The sequence below is a fragment of the Candidatus Zymogenaceae bacterium genome (genome assembly GCA_016931225.1).
Taxonomy (GTDB): Bacteria; Desulfobacterota; Zymogenia; order Zymogenales; family Zymogenaceae; genus JAFGFE01.
In genome coordinates this window covers 12,160-32,965 of record JAFGFE010000044.1, presented here as the reverse complement: position 1 = coordinate 32,965, position 20,806 = coordinate 12,160, and the positions used below count along the sequence as shown (strand labels likewise).

At 54.0% G+C, this 20,806-nt stretch carries 19 protein-coding genes; 10 read left to right on the top strand and 9 right to left on the bottom strand.

Annotated features, from left to right (window positions below; all coding sequences use genetic code 11):
- Nucleotides 1-324: 324 nt before the first annotated feature.
- Complete coding sequence (locus tag JW885_16665; protein MBN1883797.1) at nt 325-804, top strand: hypothetical protein; 480 nt, start codon at nt 325-327, stop codon at nt 802-804.
- Between the two features lie 161 nt (nt 805-965).
- Here the strand turns inward: JW885_16665 and JW885_16660 are convergent, their stop codons facing one another.
- Nucleotides 966-2,405, bottom strand: coding sequence for a hypothetical protein (locus JW885_16660; protein MBN1883796.1), 1,440 nt, complete (start codon nt 2,403-2,405; stop codon nt 966-968).
- A 193-nt stretch (nt 2,406-2,598) separates the two neighbouring features.
- Nucleotides 2,599-4,878 carry a tetratricopeptide repeat protein gene (locus tag JW885_16655; GenBank protein ID MBN1883795.1) on the bottom strand — a complete coding sequence of 760 codons (2,280 nt, stop codon included), beginning with the start codon at nt 4,876-4,878 and terminating at the stop codon, nt 2,599-2,601.
- Nucleotides 4,879-5,116: 238 nt separating this feature from the next.
- Here JW885_16655 and JW885_16650 point away from each other — a divergent pair, with 238 nt between their 5' ends.
- From JW885_16650 to JW885_16610, 9 genes are all read left to right on the top strand, one after another.
- Nucleotides 5,117-5,770 (top strand): HAD-IA family hydrolase, encoded by a 654-nt coding sequence (locus tag JW885_16650; GenBank protein MBN1883794.1) that lies wholly within the window; start codon nt 5,117-5,119, stop codon nt 5,768-5,770.
- A gap of 10 nt (nt 5,771-5,780) precedes the next feature.
- Complete coding sequence (locus tag JW885_16645; protein ID MBN1883793.1) at nt 5,781-7,133, top strand: hypothetical protein; 1,353 nt, start codon at nt 5,781-5,783, stop codon at nt 7,131-7,133.
- A gap of 139 nt (nt 7,134-7,272) precedes the next feature.
- Nucleotides 7,273-7,410, top strand: coding sequence for a hypothetical protein (locus JW885_16640; protein ID MBN1883792.1), 138 nt, complete (start codon nt 7,273-7,275; stop codon nt 7,408-7,410).
- 39 nt (nt 7,411-7,449) lie between these two features.
- On the top strand, nt 7,450-8,229 hold the full coding sequence (locus JW885_16635) for a hypothetical protein (protein ID MBN1883791.1): 780 nt from the start codon (nt 7,450-7,452) through the stop codon (nt 8,227-8,229).
- Nucleotides 8,230-8,266: 37 nt separating this feature from the next.
- Nucleotides 8,267-8,866 (top strand): molybdenum cofactor guanylyltransferase, encoded by a 600-nt coding sequence (locus tag JW885_16630; GenBank protein ID MBN1883790.1) that lies wholly within the window; start codon nt 8,267-8,269, stop codon nt 8,864-8,866.
- The gene (mobB, locus tag JW885_16625) at nt 8,863-9,357 is read left to right on the top strand and encodes a molybdopterin-guanine dinucleotide biosynthesis protein B (GenBank protein ID MBN1883789.1); all 495 of its coding nucleotides are present in this window, start codon (nt 8,863-8,865) and stop codon (nt 9,355-9,357) included. Before JW885_16630 ends, mobB begins: the two co-directional genes overlap by 4 nt.
- A 238-nt stretch (nt 9,358-9,595) precedes the next feature.
- Nucleotides 9,596-10,411, top strand: a complete 816-nt coding sequence (locus JW885_16620) for an amidohydrolase (GenBank protein ID MBN1883788.1) — start codon at nt 9,596-9,598, stop codon at nt 10,409-10,411.
- Nucleotides 10,412-10,461: 50 nt separating this feature from the next.
- Nucleotides 10,462-10,656: a hypothetical protein gene (locus JW885_16615; protein ID MBN1883787.1), complete on the top strand. Its 195-nt coding sequence runs from the start codon at nt 10,462-10,464 to the stop codon at nt 10,654-10,656.
- 385 nt (nt 10,657-11,041) lie between these two features.
- Nucleotides 11,042-11,614 (top strand): hypothetical protein, encoded by a 573-nt coding sequence (locus JW885_16610; GenBank protein MBN1883786.1) that lies wholly within the window; start codon nt 11,042-11,044, stop codon nt 11,612-11,614.
- A gap of 316 nt (nt 11,615-11,930) precedes the next feature.
- Here JW885_16610 and JW885_16605 read toward each other — a convergent pair whose 3' ends face one another.
- From JW885_16605 to JW885_16575, 7 genes are all read right to left on the bottom strand, one after another.
- Complete coding sequence (locus tag JW885_16605; protein ID MBN1883785.1) at nt 11,931-12,527, bottom strand: response regulator; 597 nt, start codon at nt 12,525-12,527, stop codon at nt 11,931-11,933.
- A gap of 182 nt (nt 12,528-12,709) precedes the next feature.
- Nucleotides 12,710-14,419 (bottom strand): PAS domain S-box protein, encoded by a 1,710-nt coding sequence (locus JW885_16600; GenBank protein MBN1883784.1) that lies wholly within the window; start codon nt 14,417-14,419, stop codon nt 12,710-12,712.
- Nucleotides 14,420-14,542: 123 nt separating this feature from the next.
- On the bottom strand, nt 14,543-15,760 hold the full coding sequence (locus tag JW885_16595) for a type II secretion system F family protein (protein ID MBN1883783.1): 1,218 nt from the start codon (nt 15,758-15,760) through the stop codon (nt 14,543-14,545).
- Nucleotides 15,761-15,938: 178 nt separating this feature from the next.
- Nucleotides 15,939-17,081, bottom strand: coding sequence for a PilT/PilU family type 4a pilus ATPase (locus JW885_16590; protein ID MBN1883782.1), 1,143 nt, complete (start codon nt 17,079-17,081; stop codon nt 15,939-15,941).
- Between the two features lie 55 nt (nt 17,082-17,136).
- A complete protein-coding gene (gene pilB, locus JW885_16585) occupies nt 17,137-18,936 on the bottom strand; it encodes a type IV-A pilus assembly ATPase PilB (GenBank protein MBN1883781.1) in 1,800 nt (599 codons plus the stop codon).
- 143 nt (nt 18,937-19,079) lie between these two features.
- On the bottom strand, nt 19,080-19,994 hold the full coding sequence (gene aroE / locus JW885_16580; protein ID MBN1883780.1) for a shikimate dehydrogenase: 915 nt from the start codon (nt 19,992-19,994) through the stop codon (nt 19,080-19,082).
- Entirely contained in the window at nt 19,975-20,760 is a 786-nt protein-coding gene (locus JW885_16575; protein MBN1883779.1) for a tetratricopeptide repeat protein, read from the bottom strand. The genes aroE and JW885_16575 overlap by 20 nt, the downstream gene beginning before the upstream one ends.
- Nucleotides 20,761-20,806: the final 46 nt, after the last annotated feature.

Here is a 20,806-nt window from a genome sequence, read left to right as displayed (position 1 = left end):
TCTGGATCGGCAGGTTATGACTGTGTAACCGCCATTGACATGCCGGGAGGTACGGCCACTGTCAACTCAAGTCTCGTTCAGGACATCTTAGCCCCATCAGTATATTGTATTTCGGCCTGATTCTCGTCGGGATCAGAATTATTCCCCGTTTTTTCGATATGTGGATTCAATCATCGTATCCAAACAAGCTTCTTTTTGTTGAGATCATTAACGGGACCATCCTGTGCTTCATGGCGGCATGTGTTCTGCATCTGCTGTAGTCTGTATCCTTTGAAATACAGACATATTGTTTGCTGGTAAGATCATCCTCACAGAGGGCTCTTTATGACGAAAAGAGATTATTACAAAAACCACGTCGATAGACGGGTAAGACTCAGAAAGCTGATCTATTTTCTGATTTTTCTCACGGTGTTTGGTATTACGCTGTACGATTCCTTTGTCAATACCCTTCCCTTTCATTATATTCTTTTTCTTCTTGTCGGGAGAGTGATGGCCGGGATATTAAACAGAACACTGCAGGTAAAACAGAGCGAAGAAGACAGCAAACTCACCGTTGAATGGAACATTGCGGGAATATTGATTATTATCACGGTTATCATATTACGGGCGGTCGTATTCCCCAGAATCCTCACGCAATTGAATGTCGTCTATGTATCCGATGCGATTCTGTTGATAATCATGGGGTGGTTTTTGGGAAGAATCAGACTGCTTTCCGATAAGATCGAGGAAATGGCCTTTACAGGTTTTTTGCAGAGCAGACCGCCGAAAACGGATATCCCCCCGGAAAATGAGCCCATGGTCTAGAGTGGAGTTTGTGTAATAGAAATCCGGCAAGTCGGACAAGACGACGCCCTCCCGGCCGGGTCTTTGGCGTGACGTCTTCAGGGGAAGGAAAGAGGGACTATTTCATCCGCGTCCGTCTCCGTCGCCGCACTCTCCGTTGGTACATTCCCTGTTACGCCATCTCACAACACCTCCCGGCGATCGCCGAAGGCGACGATGCGGTTTAACGTCTCTTGGATGTCCTCCAGGGTCGTCCTGGGATTGATGGTGCAGAGCCGCAGCACCGGCCGGCCCCAAAGCTGTGTGCTTGTCACCAGGGCGTAGCCGTCTTTCGTCATGTCCTCCACGATCGGACCTGTGATGCGGTCGGCGTCGTCTTCGGAAAAGCCGGGGCGGCGGTATCGAAAGGTGACGACCCCCAGGCTCGGCGGCGTGACGATTTCCAGATGCTCCGTCCCCTCGATCATCCTCCCCGCCTCCCGGGCCTGCTCCAGGCCCCAGGCCACCGCCTCCCGGATGGCCCGCATCCCGAACACCTGGATCGTCATCCAGAGCTTTAGCGCCCTGAATCCCCGGGAGAGCTGCATCCCCCAGTCGCCGAAGTTCACTTCACCGGCGTCGGCATCGGCGTCGGCGATGTATTCCTTGAAGATGTGGAAGGTGTCAAAGAGGTGCGCCGCGTCCTTCACCAGCACGCAGCCGATCTCCAGCGGCTGGAAGAGCCACTTGTGGGGGTCCACGGTGATGGAGTCCGCCCTGCCGAGTCCGGCAAAGGCCGCCTTCCCCTCGTCGGTGAGGATCGCGGGGGCGGCGTAGGCCCCGTCCACGTGAAACCAGAGATTTTCATCGGCACAGATATCGGCGATGGCGTCCATGGGGTCGGCTGCGCCGGTATTGACGGCGCCGGCGTTCCCCACCACGGCGAACGGCAGAAGCCCCTTGTCCCGATCCTCGGAGACAGCTTTACGAAGGATCTCCGGGTCCAGGGTGAAGTCGTCCTTCGACGGGAGCTTTCGAATGGCATCGGGCCGGAAGCCCAGCATCAGAAGACCCCGCTCCACCGAGGAGTGGGTCTGGTCGGAGAAATAGGCCCGGGCCGAATCATCCGGCCCGCCGAGCTTCTGGGCACGAGCCACCGCCAGGCCGGTCATGTTGGCCGCCGAGCCGCCGGAAACGAAGATCCCCCCGGCGCCGGTGGGCATCCCCATCATCTGACGGAGCCAGTCCACCGTGACGATCTCCAGCTCCGACGCCGCGGAACTCTCCAGCCACGTGCAGGAAAAGACGTTGAAACCCGACGCCAAAAAATCCGCCAGGGTCCCAATGTAGTTTCCCGGGCCGGAGACGAAGGCGAAAAATCGGGGGTGATTGACATGGGCGAGGTTCTCCATCAGGTCATCGGTCACTCGTTTGAGGACCTGGTCGATATCCCGCCCCTCCTCCGGGGGCGGCTCGAGGAAGAGATTCTCCGACGTCTTTCGATCAACCACCGTGGCCACCGGCTTTTCCGCCACGGTTGAAAAATAGTCCACCAGGATATCGACCGCCCGATAGCCGATCCGCCTCATCTCATCACGAGACAGCGTCAGCATGCTGCGGTCGTTTTTATTGTTCTTCGTCATCAGTTCCGCTCCGCGATACGTCCCCGCCGCCGGCGGGCCGCTCGCCTCACTCCCCGTCGCACGGGAGGAGGAATAATAAATTTTTGATATACGTATAGTCGAAGAAAGCACGGAAATTGTCAAGCAGAAAGGGGGGGTATATTAAATTGAAACTCTCAGAGAAGACATGTTTTGGGTGAAAGGGAGAAAAATATTACTTCAGTTCCTTTTGCACCCGGCCGTATATCTCATCGATTGCCTCAAGAATACGCATCATCCTCTGATAATCCAAGGGAAATTCTTTTTCTGTATAAATATTCAGGGCCTCGTTGATGCATCTCCTCGCCTCCTGGCAGTGTTCCTCCCGGTTTTCCAAACGGGCCAGCTGAATATAAGTAATGGCTAGGTTTCCCATCGTCTGAGCATAGTAGATAAGTAACCGTGGATTACTAAATACCTTTAGCACTTCCTGGTACGCTTTTATGGACTTTCGTAAATACTCCTTAGGCTCCTCATGATATTTTGCAAGTTTTCGATACATAATTCCTAAGTTGCCCTGGGTCATTGCGTAGTCTTTCGGAGAGCGCTCCAGGGTTCTCACTTTCAGCGCCTCTTCACACGCCGCAACAGCTCGTTTGAGGTTCTCCACCGGCTCACGGTAGTCCGCAAAACTGCTATACGTACTCCCAAGGTTGTTCTGGGTTATAGCGTAGTCCATCGGGGTGCGTTCCAGGGTATAGACCTTCAACGCCTCATTAAACGCAGAAACGGCCAACTCAAGATTCTCCTCCGGGTTCCGGTAACTTGCCAAGTCTCTATACACATTTCCCAAGTTGTTCTGGGTCATGGCGTAGTCAATCGGGTAAAGTTTTAAGGTTCGTACTTCCAATGCTTTCTCACACGCCGCAACGGCCCGCTCCAGGTTATCAACCGGCTCCCGGTAGCCCGCAAAAATTCTATATGCAATTCCTAGGTTGTTTTGGGTGTAGGCGTAGTCAATCGGGGTGCGTTCCAGGGTATAAACCTTCAGTGACTCCCCATACGCACGAACGGCACGCTCCAGGTTCTCCACCGGATTATGGTATCCCGCAAGGTCTGTATACGCATATCCCATATTATTCTGAGCTGTTGCATAGCTCATGGGGAAACGATGGGGAGTAAATACTTCCAGGGCGTCTATGTAGCATAATATTGCTGTTTCGAGATCGTTTGTCGCCCCACGGATTTCAGAACGCTTTCTATATGCAATCCCGAGACTGTTTTTCGCGCTAGCATATATGTGTCCTGTTATCTCAGTTTTTAATGCCAACTCCAGGGCCTCGATAGCAACGGTCATGAACGCCTCTTTTTCAAGGGATCTTTCACCCAATTCTATCGCTTTTTTAGCGAGATTGATGAGGGCTTCGGGGTCATCCTGGAAAATGTGGATGGAATCCTTGAAGTCCTTAACTGCTATCTTAACTTCAGTTACAATTCTCTCAAGATATGCCTCCTCTATTCGGATCGAGTTCTTTTTTCTTCGGATAAATCCGTTTTCATCGAGTTCAGTTAATAGGTCATCGAATTTTTCAGTGTATATTTGTTGTTCCTTATAATTTCCCTCATCATATATACTGCAATAAACCGAAAGCACCCAGGATACATCAAATACATATAACCCTCGGTGAACGCCCAGGCTCCTGAGGCGTTGGAGAGCAAGGAGCATATTTCGCTTCTTATCCCCCATTTCCTTGTATCGCTTTTCTATGACTTCCAGGTCCAGAAAAACGGTACCGATATTACCATCAAACTCTTTTGGTATATACAAACCGATTTCCTTTTCCAATTCATTGGACAATCGCGCTCTCTCGCTCGACTCAATATTTGGTATGATGATCGGTTCACCGAACAAATACTTCACTTCGTCTTCCAAAAACTCGCGCTCCTCCTCTCCCTTTCTGCATGTAGCGACAATGACGACGCCTGCCTTCTGAAATCCATATAACAAGGATTTTAATTTTTTCTCCCGAGTATATTGTTGAACATCATCAAGAAACAAGATACGGCGCCTTCGTATACACGGCAAAAAACTATAAAATCGAGGAACTGCATAAGAGGCATTGGTTATTTTTGTCTCGTCCGGCATGGTCACGTAATAGTCTTTTTCGTTTTTTTTCAACGCATGGTAAAAACTCCTAGTCTTTCCGGAAAGAGGTTGGCCCATAATTATAGTATGCTGTCCGTCTGCAAGTCGTCTTCGGATTTCTTCGTCATGGGGACGTTCGAAATAAAACTCATTATATCCCTGGTTTTTATAGCCTCGCAGAATCATAACGTCCTGAGGCTCAATGGAGCGCGACCTTTTCCATATGAACCTATAATCCTTGAATCGAACAAAAAAAAGATTATGTGCTATTTCTAGTAATTTAAAAACTGCCGATGAAATAACCCCGATGGATATTGCACGAAGAATATTAAAAATGTTACTAAATCCCATTTCACCAATTTCTTTCATGACCTTCTCGATTAGATATAATCATTCTTCACGCATACTACCATACCAACTATAGAAGGCAAACGGTTTTTATGGACACTTATCAACGCCTATCCCAACACACCCCGACACGAACGACATTAAAACCGCATCTTTTTTATTGTCATGGTAAAATAATTTGTTATAATTTCGCTCACGCACTGAAAGCAAAACACCGCTGAGTTGATCAGAGAAAAAAGCACGAAAGGAAGCGGACGACATGAGCCTGAACGGAAAGCGGGAAGTGGACCTGTTCCTCTTCGATCTGGACGGAACCCTGGCGGACTCGAAAAAGGACCTGGCCGCCGCCATCAACCACGCCCTGAAAAGCCTGGGGATGAACCCCCTGACTGAAGACGAGATCGTGACGCTGGTGGGAAGCGGCATCTCGAAGATGCTCAAAAACGCCGCGGGGGAGAACGAGGAGGAGAAGTTCAACACCATGCGCTCCTACATCGAATACCTGGATTCGCATCTTCTGGATCACACCGTCCCCTTCCCCGGCGTGATGGATACCCTGTCAAATCTCGAAAAGAAAAAGGCGGTGGTCACCAACAAGCTCAACTACATGGCCGAAAAGGTCCTCTCGGGCCTGGAGCTTTTACCCTATATCGATTTGATCATCGGGTCGGACAGCACCCCCAAGATGAAGCCGGAGCCGGAGCCGATCCTGTTGGCCCTGGAGAAATTCGGGACCGATCCCGCCCGGACGGTGATGGTGGGGGACACGGTGGACGACATCGAATCCGCCCGTGCCGCCGGCGTCATCGCCTGCGGGGTGACCTACGGCTTCGGCACCCGGGACTCCCTGGAGGAGGCGGGCGCCCATGTGATCATCGATCGCATCACCGACCTCGACGACTACTTCGAATAGGGACGCCCCCATGATTTTCCACACCTGTGCCCCCGGGGACGCTTCCCGTATCCGCACCACTATCGCGAACCGTTTTTTTGCTCGATTTCCCATTCGGGGCGTGTGCGTCTTTCTTTTACTATTTGCCGTAATCCTGCCCTTCTCCCCCCGGGTCCTCGCCGATGAATCCCGGGCGGCATCCGTCAGTCTTGATATCATCATCGCCGACGCCGCAGACCGGGGCGCCTCCACCGCCACCGCCGGCATCTTCAAAAAGAAGACGACCCTCCCAAGAGAACCGATCCGGGGGGTGCAGGTATTGTTGTTCGAGTCCAAGAGCCTTGAGGGCCTCATCGACGAGATGGCGGCCGTCAAGGACCTCGGATGCAACACGGTCATCGTCCGGGTCTTCCACAACAAGGGGGACCGCTTCTATCCCTTCGCCGAGCCAAGGTGCGACGCCGGGGTCTATTTTGCCACCGAACACGCCCCGGTGGTGGACGACGTTTTGGGGACGATGATCGCCGCGGCGAAGGCCAATGATCTCTCCCTCTTCGCCTGGATGACCACCCGCTACGCCGTGGAGGGAAACGACGCCTACGGCCTTCTGGAATACGACTTTAAAACGAAAACCCTGGTCCCCGCCTTCGGGGTCAATCTTTTTTCCGACTTGGAGGTAGAGCGCCTCGTGGGACTCTACCGGGACCTGGCGGCCTATTCCATCGACGGCGTCCTCTTCCAGGACGACCTGGTCCTCAAACACGCCGAGGGGATGGGGGAGGATGCGGAAAAACTCTACGGAAAAGAGATCGAGCCCGAGACGTTCTACGTCGACCCTTACCTCAACGGTGCGGGCACCAAGTATTACGTCCACGGCTACACCGACGCCTTCTATGACTGGGCGGCGTTCAAGTCCCGCCGTTTGGGCGACGTGGTGAAAAATATCATCGACGGGGTGAAGAAAGATCGGCCGGAGATGCTCTTTTGCGTCAACCTCTCGTACGAGGCCGTCCTCCGGCCGGACCTGGCCCTGACCTGGCTCTCCCAGGACCTGGGGGAGTTCGAGCGGGCCGGTGCCGATTATTTTTTCATCATGGCCTACCAGCGCCAGATGATGGCGGAGAAAGGATTGGGCGACCTTTCGGAATTGGGACCGGAATACCGGGAGCTGTGCGAATCCGGCGTCTTCATGGCGGGGGACCCCAAGCGGCTCGTCATCAAGCCCCAGCTCATCGACTGGCAGACGGGCCGGGCCGTGAGCGGGGCGGATCTTCTCACCCTCTCGTCGTTTCTGTGTGAGAGGGAGAAAATCGGCCTCGTTCTGGTGCCGTATCGAAAGGACGCGCCGTTGGATGAGGCGAGGCGGCTCTTGACCGGGGAATAATCGACAATTCGTTTCAGATTTATGTATCTGAAACAACGCCCCTTAAAAAAATATGCTATAATGGCGTTTCCGTCATCCTATACGCAAGAAAACTGTGGGATGATCAGTATACCTAATAGAGAAGGAACCACGAGGCGATATGAACCGAAGACTGCTTGTCATCATGGTGTGCGCCCTGCTTGCGGCCGGGGTCATCCTGCCTGTGCGTGCCTTGGCGGCGTCGATCACCATCGTCCATTCCTGCGATACCTGGGGTGAGGTCCTCCCCTGCGCCTGAGAAAACAAAAAACTGGGCGGGCTCGCCCGGCGGGCAACATTGATCGAGGACATGGAAAACGGCTACGAAAATGTAATCGTGGTCGATGCGGGTAATTTTCTCTTCCGGCGGACCGGCCTCTTCCCCACCAGCGAGGAGGAGGACAAGATCGCCGCGGGACTGGTCTCCCGTGGGTTCTTCGAGATGGGCTATGATGTGGTGAACGTCGGCCCAAACGACCTGGCGGCGGGGCTGGATTTCCTCACCGCACTGCAACATGAGTACTCCCTCCCCCTGGTGTCGGCCAACCTCCTCTCGGCCGACACCTTCATGCCGGCCTTCGAACCGTACACGATCGTCGAGATCGGGGGCGTATCGGTGGGGTTCATCGGCGTAATGGGGGAAGGCGCCTCCGGCGCCCACGACTTCGATACCTTCATCATTACCGATCCCGCAAGCGCCGCGGAAACGGCGATTGAAATGATCGAGGGGCAATGCGACCTGGTGGTTCTCCTGGCGGCGATGGACAGGCAGGACGTCTATGGCCTCGCCGACGAGGTCGACGGCATCGACCTGATTATCACCACCAGCGAACCCCAGCCCCTTCCCGTCCCGATGGCGGCGGGGGATGCGGTGATGGTATCGGCCGACGAGAAGGGAAAACGCATCGCCCGTGTGACGATACGCATGGCGGCCGATGGGCCGGCGGACTTCGAAACCGAGATGATCCCCGCGGGAAGCCTCGTTCCCCGGCATCGGGAGGTACGGGAGATCGAGAACGAGTTCTACTACTGGCTCAAGGAGCATAATCCTTCGTCGGTGGTGCTGGACCCGAACTGACGAAAGCCGATCGATGCATACTGCGGGAAGGTTAAACGTGACGGCGGTCATCCTGGCCGGGGGAAAGGGCGTTCGCATGGGGGCGGACAAGGCCTTTCTGACGGTCGACGGCGTCCCGCTCATCGAGCGGGTCCTGACCGCCGCACAGGCCGCGTGCGAGAGGGCCATCATCATAGCCAACACCGCAGCCGCATTCGAGCACATGGGGGTCGATGTCTTTTGTGACATTCACCCCGGATTCGGGAGCCTGGGGGGGCTTTACACCGGCCTGTTTTACGCCGAAACCGAGGCGGTCTTCGCCCTGGGATGCGACATGCCCTTTATCGAACCACGACTGATGGAATATATCATCTCCGTACGGGAAGACGCGGATATCGCCGTGCCGGTGCTGGGGGAATACTACGAACCGTTGTTTTCCGTCTATTCGAAAGCCTGCATCGACGAGGTGAAACAAAGCATACGGGCCGGGCGGTGTCAGATCGTCTCATTTTTTAACCGGATGAAGATCAGAAAGGTTTCGGGACGGGAACTTCGCGCCATCGACCCGGAGCTGGATTCCCTTATGAACCTGAATACGCCGGAGGACATCGACCGGGCGGAGATCATCGCCCGGCGGCGGAAGAAAGACCGGACATGATCCCGATTCTCAGCGTCGTCGGGTATTCCGACAGCGGCAAGACCACCTACCTGGAACGGCTTATACCGGAGCTGGTAAAACGGGGCGTACGCATAACCATCGTCAAGCACGATGTCCACGGCTTCGAGGTGGACAAGCCCGGCAAGGACAGCTTTCGCCTCAAGCAGGCCGGGGCGGCTGCCGCTATCATATCATCGCCGGAGAAGATCGCCGTCATCGCCGACACCGACCACGACCTGACCCTCGTAGAAATCAGAGATCGATTCGGCCGCGATGCGGACCTGATCCTCTCGGAGGGGTATAAAAACGACATCCACCCGAAGATCGAGGTGTTCAGAAAGGGCGTGCATGAATCCCTTTTGTGCTCAAACGACGACACCCTCTTCGCCGTAGCCGCCGATACCGATCTTCAAGCAACCGTCCCGGTGCTCCCCCTGGACGATCCCTCGCGGATGGCGGATTTGATCGCGGAAAAAATCCTGGGCCGCTGACCTTCCGGTAACATTCACCGGCGCCCCTTTTCCTTTTCGATCCCATTAATCAAAAAAATCAACGCGTCGACCCGGCGCCCCACATCCGAAAGATGCCTTTGCTCGTACCCACACCGGGACGCCGCATCCCGACCGACCCGGAAGTGCATGAGGAAAAGGGAGCTCCCTTCACCCCTTGCCTTCACGGGTCTGTTGTGATAGGATACCCCATCGTTTTTCAAGCAAGGGGAGCATTCTCATGATCATAGATACTCACTCACAGCTCTGGACGAAGGAGGCCATTGAATCATTGCCTGAGAAAATGGCCGAGAGTTACAAACACATGTTCGGCGAAATGGGCATGCCCACCATCGAGGACATCATCAAAGACATGGATGAAGCGGGGGTGGACAAATCGGTCATCGTGGCGGTGGACGCCGAGACCATTCATCAATACCGGGTCTCCAACGACCTGGTAGCCCAAAGCATCTCCACATATCCCGACCGCTTCATCGGATTTGCCTCCGTCGATCCCCACAAGGGGAAAAACGGCGTCAAGGAATTCAGGCAGGCCGTTACCGATCTAGGACTCAAGGGGCTCAAGCTCCTGCCGCACCTGATCGACCTTGATATCAATGATCCGAAGATATATCCGTTCTATGAAGCCGCCCAGGAGCTGGGCGTTCCGGTACTGTTTCATACCGGCACCCAGTTTCACGCCGGCACGAAGATACGATACTGCCGGCCCCTCTTTGTGGACGACGTGGCGGTTGATTTTCCGGGCTTGAGCCTGATCATCGCCCATTTCGGCTACCCCTGGTGGGAGGAGGCGCTGGCGGTGGTCAGGAGAAACCCGTTTGTCTATTTCAACATCGCCGGGTGGGCGCCCAGGCATATTCCCCCCGGCGTCATCCAGGCCGCAAATTCATACCTGAAGGCGAAGGTCCTTTTCGGCAGTGATTACCCGCTCCTTTCCCGGGTGAGAATCATGAACGAATTGAAGGAGTTGAACCTGAAAGAAGACACATTTACCATGATGACCGAGGCGAATCCGAAACGTCTGCTGGGTCTGTAACGGATACGCTCACATCACAGAACCCGAACCACCCATGAGGAGAGTCAGCCGTGAAGTGTGACAACGTTGAAAAAAACATGGAGCACTGCAACTGTACGTATGAACCCTGCAGCAGAAAGGGAAAGTGCTGTGAGTGTATCCAGTATCACTGGAAGAAAAAGGAGCTTCCGGCATGTTTATTCCCCGACGACGTGGAGCGCACATACGACCGCTCGCTCAAACGATTCATAGAAACCTGGTCGTAATCATCGACGCCGGTTTACCTGAAAACCTTCCATCCCGAAAAGCATCGTCGTCGGCCCGGAGATACCAAAAGAGGATCACGGCCAAAACAGGATAAAAAAATCCGCCGTATCGAAGATAAAACTACATCCAGTCGAGGATTATACGGCTCCCCATATCACCCCCCCAGTCTTACCATCGCCGGGAGTCGTTTATGCAGACCATGTATACAAGATCGTTGACATGTGCAGGTTGATTTTAAGCACACACAACGATATGCTTCCATATTTTTAATGCTTGCCAAATCGACATTATTATGTATAATACGGCACGGATTTTTATACCTGAATTGCGCTGTTTCAGGTATTGTCTCAAAAGGATCCAGCTATGAATGAGGAAATTACAAAAATGACTTCAAATATGGCAATCAGGGCGGTAGTCGACGGCGTGTTGGAGATTATGGGAGACAACGGGGCGAAGATTCTTTTTAGAAACATCGGGATGGACAATCTGTATGAAAATCCCCCTGAATACAACCTAGAACCATGCATCACAGTCCCCGAACAAGCGAAGATCTACGATGAAGTGGTACATCTCGTCGGCCTGAATGGAGCTATCGGTATCTGGAGACGTCTGGGTTACACAAACCTCCGATACGCCGACGAAATCGGCCACATTCTTGATTATTTCAAGGAGTTGCCGGATCCTCACGAACGGTTTATGAAGGGGATGGAGTTGTTTGTCGCCGCCAGCGGCAAGGGAAGGCTCGTCGTTAAGGAATCGGCTCCCGTAGATTTCGACTGCTTCGACTGTCTTCTGTGTGAGAACTACACATCCGACCGCCCCATGTGCTCGGTCTATGCCGGTGTTATGACGTATATCGCCGACTGGGCGTACGGCAAGGGGAAATACATAGCCACCGAAATCTCCTGTATGGGAAAGGGTGATGACACCTGTTATTTCACCCTGATGGAACGGTAACGGAGAGGATCCCCGCTGAAATTCATCCGAAGGGATGGTACGTTTGATCAAAGCTGCGAGAAGGTGACAGCGGACGTTTCAAAACACTCGTACAAAAACGACACCGTTGTATTCCGGCGCCGTTTTTGTAGTATCCGCGGATTTACACCAAGCTCACGCGGTGTGCGAAAGAAGAGGATAACACACCGCCACACCCATACATCGCCTCTCCCAATATGTACATCCTCGTCGATACAGACGATCACACATCTTCCTTCCGTGATGCATCCCGGAAGAGTTTTTGATCCGTGGATACGATACGTACCTCTGTGCCGTCTCAATCCTTCTTCATCGATCTGACCTCGGAGAGCACTTTTCCCAGCTCGCTGGAGAGCCGCCGCTGCGATTCCTCAAGCCTGTCGAGCTTCTGTTGGGTCAAGACAAGCTGTTCCGTTCTTTTATCCAGAAGCTCTTCTATCTCCTCCATAGATCGATTATATTGATCTCGGGCGCGCTTCCTTTCAACCGCATGCCGAACGGACCTGACAAGGACACCGGGAGTAACAACCGCCTTGTACAGGTAATCCTGAGCCCCCTCCTTAACGGCCAGAACCGCCGTTTCATCGTCTTCCAGGCTCGAAAGAACCACCACCGGCACATCCGGTTCCGCATGGTGGACCTTCAAAAACGTGAACAGGCCTTCGCTGTCCGGAAGCTGCAGCTCCAGGAGCACCACATCGATTGTATCGTTCTTGAGTAAGACGATTCCCTCCTCCATCGATTCCGCCTGTTTCAGCTCGAAGATGTTGCCTCTTTTCTCGGAGATACCGGAGATAATTTCTTTAATAAGCCGGGCGTATGATTGATCGCTCTCGATAAGAAGTACCGTAATCGGCGCAATGTCGCCTATTTTCCCGATTTCCCATGTCGGCATGACTGAATTCCTCCCGATAATAACAACGATAAAAGATGTGTAACAAATTCACAGGGGAAAACGATAAAAAACTGTATCATCTGTCTTTTTGAAAGTCAACCGATTTCTAAGAAACGATACCGAGGGAGGGATGTGAACTGATAACGACGTTCTGGATGAATCACATTCCAGCGAACGAGAGACTATTTTTTTGGCGCCGGATCGGCGGGCGACACCGCCTCTTTGTGCCCCTTGAGCTGGATGATGATTTCCGTCCCCGACGTATCGGCGTTTCCGACGACGACACTACCGCCGTGGGTCTCGATGATCTGCCTCACCGTCGACAGGCCAAGGCCGGTGCCGCCGTCCTTCGTGGAAAAGAAGGGGTCGAAAACCAACTCCCGTATCTTCGTGTTGATTCCGGGGCCGGTGTCACGAATCCTCGTCTCAATCATGCCATCCGCCGCATCATTCGTGTTTTGCATCGAAACGGAAATAACGCCTCCTTCGGGCATCGCCTCTGCGGAATTCAGAAATATATTCCAAAACACCTGCTTGAGCTGCATGTAATCGCCGTCGGTTACGGAGTCGCCGTAAAACTCCGTTTCGATTGATATATTATGTGTGCCCTTGGGAGTGTTACGAAAAAGCGCGATGGTCTCAGTGATAACATTCTTCAGATCAAGCGTATGGCGTTTGGGTTCAGTGGGACGGGCGTACATGAGAAAATCTGTAATCAGGTGATTCAATCGATCAATCTCCTGAAGAACTATATTCATCAGATGTTTGTTCTCACCCGACAACGACATATCCTGATTGAGCATTTGGATGGAACCGCTCATGGCCGCTAGAGGGTTCCTGATCTCATGGGCGAGGTTGGCGGCAAGCTTTCCCAGGGTGGCGAGCCTGTCGGACCGTTTGATCTCATGTTCCATCTCCCTGATGCGGGTGATGTCCTGGAAGAGTATGACCTTCCCGGTCTCTCCATCGGTGTGCGTAGCCAGCGGAGACATGGAAAATCCGAGTTGGTACTTCCGACCCGTATGTGAAATAAACTCCTTATCCCAGCGATTGAGGCCCGGCTCCATATACACCAGGTTTGGGAAGTCCACATTCTCCAGCAGGTTCGGAAACACATCATCGATATGGCTCATCCATACTTCCTTGAGGCTTTTGCCGGTAATCAGCTCCGCCTGGCGGTTGATGGAAATTATCTGTCCGTCCTTGTTTATAGTAATCAGGCCGGTCTGTATATTCTGCATGATTTCGTTATTGAGAATCTTCAACTCCTCAAAATCGATTCTCTTCTCAATAAGTTCCTCGCCCGTCCTTTTCACCTGTTCGGCCAGATAGCCCGACAGAAACGCCACAAGGTAGAATGCGGCGATATTAATAAAGATATTATAGAAAATATAACTGTCGCTGTATTCCAGACGGGCCGTGGAACCATATGGAGCAATAAAGCCAAAAAAAATCAGATCGACGACGATCCCGTATAGAATGCTGGAGATCGACGCGATGATAAAGCCTCCTGAGCGATAAAGTATAATACTTGCGGCTATGATGAGGGGGATGTACAAAAACGTGAAGATACTGTCGATCCCGCCTGTCAAAATAACCAACCCGGTAATCAGCATCACGTCCCAGAATATCTGAAGATATGCAAACGCCCTCAGGTTTTTCACCCGGGGGATGATAACGATATACACACCGGTCAGAAAATAGGTGAACCCGATGAGGAGGTACAGGTATATCAGTTCCCTGCCGAAGAAGGCTATCGTTCCTTTGGCGGTATATTGAAATATGACCGACGCTCCCAGCAGCACAGAAATCACGACAACGCGAAGGAACATCAGCCATTCGATGTTCTTCTTGATATCGATTTTTTTGCGTTCGTCAACGTGTTTGATCATGCCCACACCATAAGGGCGCTTCGGAAATCCGAGCGCCCTTGTTAGAGATATCTCTGTGTATATACTGAACCTTCGGCGACCATCCCGAGTGCCGTCGGTCGCCGTTGTTGAATACGCGGCCGTTTAACCCATGGCTTCGGCCATATTGAAGATCGGCAGGTACAGCGCCATAACCATACCGCCCACGACGATACCGAGAAACACCATCAACATCGGCTCCAACAAGGACGTCAGCGCTTCCACCGCCACGTCCACCTCGTCGTCATAGAAATCCGCGACCTTGTTGAGCATGGCGTCCATATTACCGGTGGCCTCGCCCACCGAGACCATCTGGACGACCATCGGCGGGAACACCCTGCTCTGACTCAACGGCTCCGCGATGGTTTTTCCCTCGGTGATCCCGGTCCTGGTGTTCATGACGTCCTGCTCAACGATGACGTTTCCGGATGTCTTGGCGGTGATCTCCAGGGCGTCCAGTATCGGAACGCCGCTGGATATCATGGTTCCGAGGGTGCGGGTGAACCGGGCGACGGCCACCTTTATCAACAGCGGCCCGAAGACAGGGAGTTTCAGCATCAACTCATCCACTATCCGTCGCCCGGCGGGCGTTCTGTAAAAATAGATGAACGCGATGACGCCGACAATGCTACCGACCACCGCGAAGATGATATAGCTTTTGATCATCTCACTGATATTGATGAGGATCTGAGTCGGCAGGGGAAGGGGAACACCGGCGCCTTCAAACATCTCCTGGAACATCGGAACCACAAACACCAACAACAACGCCGTAACCACGATGGCGACGCCGATGATTGTGGACGGATAGACCATGGCGCCCTTCACCTTTCGTTTCAGAGACTCCGCCTTTTCAATATACGCCGCCAGGCGGTTGAGAATCGTGTCGAGAATACCGCCGATCTCTCCCGCCGCCACAAGGTTCACATAGAGAGAATCGAACAGTTTCGGGTGCTTTGCCAGGGCGTCGGCAAACGTGGAACCGGATTCGACGTCTTCCTTGATCTTCGTGATGATGATCTTAAACGTTTTTTTCTCCTGCTGGCTGGCAAGAATATCCAGGCACTGAACCAGGGGAAGACCGGCGTCGATCATGGTGGCGAACTGTCGGGTAAAAATTGTCAGGTCTTTTTTATCCGGTTTCGCCTCCAGACCCGGGATGGTGATCTCCATGGAAAGGCCTTCGCTCTTCTTTTCCGTTATGGAGCTGGGAGAAATCTTCTGCTGGCGAAGCATCGCCGTCGCCGCCGCTTGGTTTGCGGCCTCGATTTCTCCGCTTTTGTTATTTCCCGAGCTATCCTTGCCTGTGTATTTGAATACTGGCATTTCTTTCCTCTACGGCCTTGCTTGATTGATTCTATGTGTATTTCGTCGGGCGGTGTCTTGCCTCCCCTCCACCCTGTTCCCTGTCATGTCTTCGATATCTCTCTTAAAACAATCGGTCTTTTCCGTTTAACACACCGGCCGATTCCCCACCCTTTCCCATTTTATCATACCACCCGGATTACGGCGCCGCGGGCTTCGGGCCTCCGCCGCCTCCGCCGCTGCCGGCCGAGGGCGCCGCGCCTTTCTTCACGACGGTGGTGCCTTTCGACAGCATCTGACGAAGCTCTTCCGCGTCCGTCGATCTGCCCATCGCCATATCCAGCGTAATCAGTCCCTTGTTATAGAGACTGAACAGGGACTGGTTCATCGTCTGCATGCCAAATTTCATCTGGCCCACCTGCATCGACGAGTATATCTGGTGAATCTTGTCCTCTCGAATCAGGTTTCTGATGGCCGCGTTTGGCACCATGACCTCCAGGGCAAGGACCCTCCCCTTGCCCCCGGCCTTCGGAAGAAGCTGCTGGCAGAGCACCGCCTCCAGCACGAAGGAAATCTGGGCACGGACCTGGGGCTGGGCGTACGGCGGGAACACGTCTATGACACGGTTGATGGTCTGCACGGCGTTGTTCGTATGCAGAGTGGCAAATACTATGTGACCGGTTTCCGCGGTGGTCAGCGCGGCCTCGATGGTTTCGAGGTCGCGAATCTCTCCCACCAGCACGATGTCTGGATCCTGACGAAGTATGTACTTCAGGGCGCTTTTAAAGCTCTGGGTATCCGCCCCCACTTCCCGCTGATTGACGATACAATTTTTGTGGGGGTGGAGGTATTCAATGGGGTCTTCGATCGTGATGATATGCTCATGACGTTCCTCGTTGATCTTGTTAATCATCGAGGCAAGCGTCGTGGATTTGCCGGACCCGGTGGGACCGGTTATCAGGACCAGTCCCCGGGGCTTTTTGCAGATTTCTTCGGCGATCGGCGGCAGTCCCAGCTCCTGGAATGTCATAAATTTATAGGGGATGACGCGAAAGGCCGCCGCCATCGCCCCCCGCTGGACGAAGATGTTACCGCGAAACCGGGAAAGCCCCTTCACGCCGAAGGAGAGGTCCAGCTCGCTTTCCTCTTCAAACTTGTGTTTCTGGGAATCCGTGAGGATACTGTAGCATAAATTCTTCGTGTCCGTCGCGGAGAGAGGTTCCATTGAGATCGGAACCAATAGGCCGTCGATTCTCAGCATTGCCGGCGAGCCGGTGGTTACATGAAGGTCCGTCGCCCCCTTTTCCACCATTATTTTCAGCAATTGGTGAAGACTTGCCATGAGTCATCCTTTTGATCAAAAATAAAAGAATTGGGTACGCCCAGATACACCCGAATCAGTCGGCGGCTGAGCCCCTCAGGACCTCTTCGATGGTGGTAACGCCTTCCTTTATTTTGGTGATACCCGCTTGCCTGAGGCTTTTCATTCCGTGGCGCATGGCCTCCCGCTTCAGTTCCGTCGTTGAGGCGCCGTTGAGAATCAACTCCTTAAGCTCATCATTGATGCGCATCACCTCGTAGAGCGCCACCCTCCCCTTGTATCCGGTGCCCGCGCAGACATTGCATCCCTTGCCCTTTTGAAGCTGAAACTCACTCACCTCGTCCGGCGGCACGCCGATATCGATGAGGGCCTGGGGAGGCACCTCTATCGGTTCGGAGCAATCCTTGCAAATCCTTCGGGCCAAACGCTGGGCGACGATGGCGTTCAACGACGACGCCACCAGAAACGGCTCGATGCCCATGTTGAGCAGGCGGTTGACGGTTGAAGGCGCGTCATTGGTATGAAGGGTGGAGAGGACAAGATGGCCGGTGAGGGCCGCCTTGATTGCGATCTCCGCGGTCTCAAAGTCCCGGATCTCACCCACCATGACGATGTCCGGATCCTGGCGCAAAAAGGACCTGAGTGCCGCCGCGAAATTCAGGCCGATATCGTCGTGCATCTGCACCTGGTTGATGCCCGCCAGGTTGAATTCCACCGGGTCCTCGGCGGTCATTATGTTGTCCGATTCTTTGTTCAGCTCCGACAGGGCGGAGTACAGCGTTGTGGTCTTTCCGGAGCCGGTGGGACCGGTCACCAGGACCATGCCGTAGGGCTGATGGATGGCGTCCTGGAATTGGTCCAATGCCATGGGTTCGAACCCCAGCTTGGTCATGTCGAGCTGGAGGTTGGATTTATCCAGGAGCCTGAGCACCACCTTCTCGCCGTAGAGCACCGGGATCGTCGACACGCGAAAGTCCATCTCCCGACCCCTGCCCAGTTTCAGCTTGATGCGGCCGTCCTGGGGAAGCCGCTTTTCGGCGATGTCCAGGCGGGACATGATCTTGACACGGGACGTGATGGCGTTCTTGATTTTCAGGGGCAGACCCATCGCCTTTCTGAGCACGCCGTCCAAGCGGTATCGTACACGAAAGCTCTTTTCATACGGCTCGATATGGATATCGCTCACGCCCAGCTTGATCGCCTTGATCAATATGCCGTTGACCAGCTTGATGATCGGCGCGTCGACATCGCCCGACATGATGTCGTCGTCGTCATCGGTATCGATGACCTCCACCTGGTCCACGGCGCCGTGAACCAGAGAGTCGAAGTCGTCCACGTCCACCACCTCATCCGCGCCCATATCATCGAAATCACTCATTCCCGCGGTGTCGTCTTCACCGAAATCATAATCCTTTGAATCAAGGGATATGTTTCCCTTCCCGGCCAGACCTTTTGCCCCATAATTCGCCTTGATGGCGTCGATGATCTCGTTTTCCGGGGCGACAACCACCTCTATATTGAATCCGGTCATAAACCGGATATCCTCAACCACCGCCATATTCGACGGATCGGCCATGGCGAGGATGAGATTCGCCCCGGATCTGGAAATGGGGATTACCAGGTTTTTCTTGGCGATATCCGCGCTGACATACTTCATCACCGAGGGATCAATTTGCTGCTCGGTGATGTTAAGCGCGGGAACGTTATATTGCTGGCTCAGAAACTCCGTGATCGCGGTCTCTGAGACGTATCCGAGCTTGGCAAGCTGAGCGCCCAGACGTCCGCCACTGTTCTTTGACTCTTCAACGGCCTTTTTCAGCTGCTCGGGAGTGAGCAGGTTGTTTCTGACCATTAACTGTCCCAAACGCTGATTCATGCGTAGACTCTCCAGATAGTGTAAGCGTTATATTCACGCACCGATGTCATGAGCATTACGGAAGGAATTGCAGTGAGCAGACCAACCCATACGACTTCATATCTATGATATTCCCTCATATGTGGAATTGTCAAGGTATAATATTATTCTTTATAATCAAGCGACCGGCGCATGATTGAAACCGGAGCGCGCGTGTGGGTCCACAATTCAAATGCGTCGACCCCCTGAAAGAGCAGCATTTCCAGACCCTTGGCGTGTCGAACGCCGGTTTTCTTCAGAATCCCGGCGGTTTCATCGTCTCCGTGATAATAGTTCATGTCAAAAAAGAGGGAGCCGGATGTCATCCTGGAAAGATCAAGGCCGGCGATCTTTCCCCCCGTCGCCCGGGCCGACGTGGCGTTTATGACGATGCCGAATTGTGCGATATCCCGCTCCCCACCCGCATCAAAGAGCGCTCCATCCTCCAGGGGAAGGGGCGTTATCGATCCCAGATTTCCGAAACGATCCGCCAGCGTTTGGGCGCGTGCCTCCGTGCGGTTCGCCACAAAAAGCTCCGCCGCCCCGGCGTGAAACAGCGCCGGGATCACGCCCCGGGCCGCGCCCCCCGCCCCCATCAGCAATATACGGCTTCCCATAACGGGCACACCGGAACCCTCCTCGATGGCCCGGACGAGGCCCGTGCCGTCGGTGTTGTGTCCCACAAGAAAATCGCCGTCCCACGCCAAGGTGTTCACCGACCCCGAAAGCTCCGCCGCGATGGAAAGACGATCCACAAGCTCCGCTGTCCGCTCCTTGTGAGGGGCGGTCACGTTCCCCCCGCCGAACCCCACCGCCTTCAACGTCCCAATGGTCCGTTCCAGGTCGGAGGCCGTCACCCTGAGGGCCAGGTACACCCCGTCGATCCCGGCGGCGGCCAGGGCCGGATTCATCATGGCGGGAGACCGGGAGTGGGATACCGGGTCCCCCAGCAGGCAGAAGAGTCGGGTGGACGCCGTGACGGAATTTGTCCGGGGAAGGTTCCCCCCGGACGTATGGACATTATCGGTTCGATTCGACATAGGCGCGGATGCTCTCGATGTCCGGGTGGGAGGGATTCAGCTTGATGTAGCGTTCAAGGTATTTCGCCGCCTCGGTGTGGTTCCCCTCATTCCTGTAGATCATGCCCAGGTTGTAGAGGGCGTCGGCGATGGTTCCGTCCAGCCTCAAAGCCAGCGTATAGTAGTCCTTGGCGTATTCGATCTCATCCATCTGATCGTAGGCGTAGGCCATCAGAAAATACGATTCGGCGGATTTGTATCCGTAGTCCTCGATGGCCTCGTCGAGCACCTCGATGACGTCGATATATCTCCCGGAGTCCAGGAGCTCCGCCGCCCGCTCCAAAAAATCCTCCTCGGTCGGCATCTCGTCGATCAGCCATCCCTGGGGGGAGCCGCTGGCGGCGGCCGAATAGGTGCGCCGGTCATCGTTGAGGGTATAGTATTTCACCGAGCCCGATGTGGGCCTGATGATCACGCCGTATATCAGATTGTTGTAGATGAGAAGCTCGATCTTTCCCGCGTCGTCGATGTAGTGCTCCACCCAGGTCTCCGCCCCCACCACGCCGGAGAGCATGTCGATGCGGGTCTTGTATCTGTCGGCGGCGTAGGCCGGGTCCAGCTCCGCGTCTCCCAAAAGATCCTTGAGGGCGTAGGTATCGGCGGAAAACACCGCCGGAAGGATGAGAAGCACGGCGATCAGCGCGACGATCGCCCCGCACAACGCGCCGAGGCGATTACCCCCGTGTGTATGTAATGCGGCATGGGCCGTCTTTCGTGTTTCAATCATGTTACTCTCTCATGTGTAATTTGTAATATAATATATACACTTTTTT

What these genes read in the sequence shown, in the direction of transcription:
- JW885_16665 (MBN1883797.1), top strand. Translation starts at nt 325, where the DNA reads ATGACGAAAAGAGATTATTACAAAAACCACGTCGATAGACGGGTAAGA.
- JW885_16650 (MBN1883794.1), top strand. Translation starts at nt 5,117, where the DNA reads ATGAGCCTGAACGGAAAGCGGGAAGTGGACCTGTTCCTCTTCGATCTG.
- aroE (MBN1883780.1), bottom strand. Translation starts at nt 19,994, where the DNA reads ATGTCGAATCGAACCGATAATGTCCATACGTCCGGGGGGAACCTTCCC.
- mobB (MBN1883789.1), top strand. Translation starts at nt 8,863, where the DNA reads ATGATCCCGATTCTCAGCGTCGTCGGGTATTCCGACAGCGGCAAGACC.
- JW885_16575 (MBN1883779.1), bottom strand. Translation starts at nt 20,760, where the DNA reads ATGATTGAAACACGAAAGACGGCCCATGCCGCATTACATACACACGGG.
- pilB (MBN1883781.1), bottom strand. Translation starts at nt 18,936, where the DNA reads ATGAATCAGCGTTTGGGACAGTTAATGGTCAGAAACAACCTGCTCACT.
- JW885_16660 (MBN1883796.1), bottom strand. Translation starts at nt 2,405, where the DNA reads ATGACGAAGAACAATAAAAACGACCGCAGCATGCTGACGCTGTCTCGT.
- JW885_16645 (MBN1883793.1), top strand. Translation starts at nt 5,781, where the DNA reads ATGATTTTCCACACCTGTGCCCCCGGGGACGCTTCCCGTATCCGCACC.
- JW885_16610 (MBN1883786.1), top strand. Translation starts at nt 11,042, where the DNA reads ATGACTTCAAATATGGCAATCAGGGCGGTAGTCGACGGCGTGTTGGAG.
- JW885_16590 (MBN1883782.1), bottom strand. Translation starts at nt 17,081, where the DNA reads ATGGCAAGTCTTCACCAATTGCTGAAAATAATGGTGGAAAAGGGGGCG.
- JW885_16605 (MBN1883785.1), bottom strand. Translation starts at nt 12,527, where the DNA reads ATGCCGACATGGGAAATCGGGAAAATAGGCGACATTGCGCCGATTACG.
- JW885_16600 (MBN1883784.1), bottom strand. Translation starts at nt 14,419, where the DNA reads ATGATCAAACACGTTGACGAACGCAAAAAAATCGATATCAAGAAGAAC.
- JW885_16655 (MBN1883795.1), bottom strand. Translation starts at nt 4,878, where the DNA reads ATGAAAGAAATTGGTGAAATGGGATTTAGTAACATTTTTAATATTCTT.
- JW885_16620 (MBN1883788.1), top strand. Translation starts at nt 9,596, where the DNA reads ATGATCATAGATACTCACTCACAGCTCTGGACGAAGGAGGCCATTGAA.
- JW885_16640 (MBN1883792.1), top strand. Translation starts at nt 7,273, where the DNA reads ATGAACCGAAGACTGCTTGTCATCATGGTGTGCGCCCTGCTTGCGGCC.
- JW885_16595 (MBN1883783.1), bottom strand. Translation starts at nt 15,760, where the DNA reads ATGCCAGTATTCAAATACACAGGCAAGGATAGCTCGGGAAATAACAAA.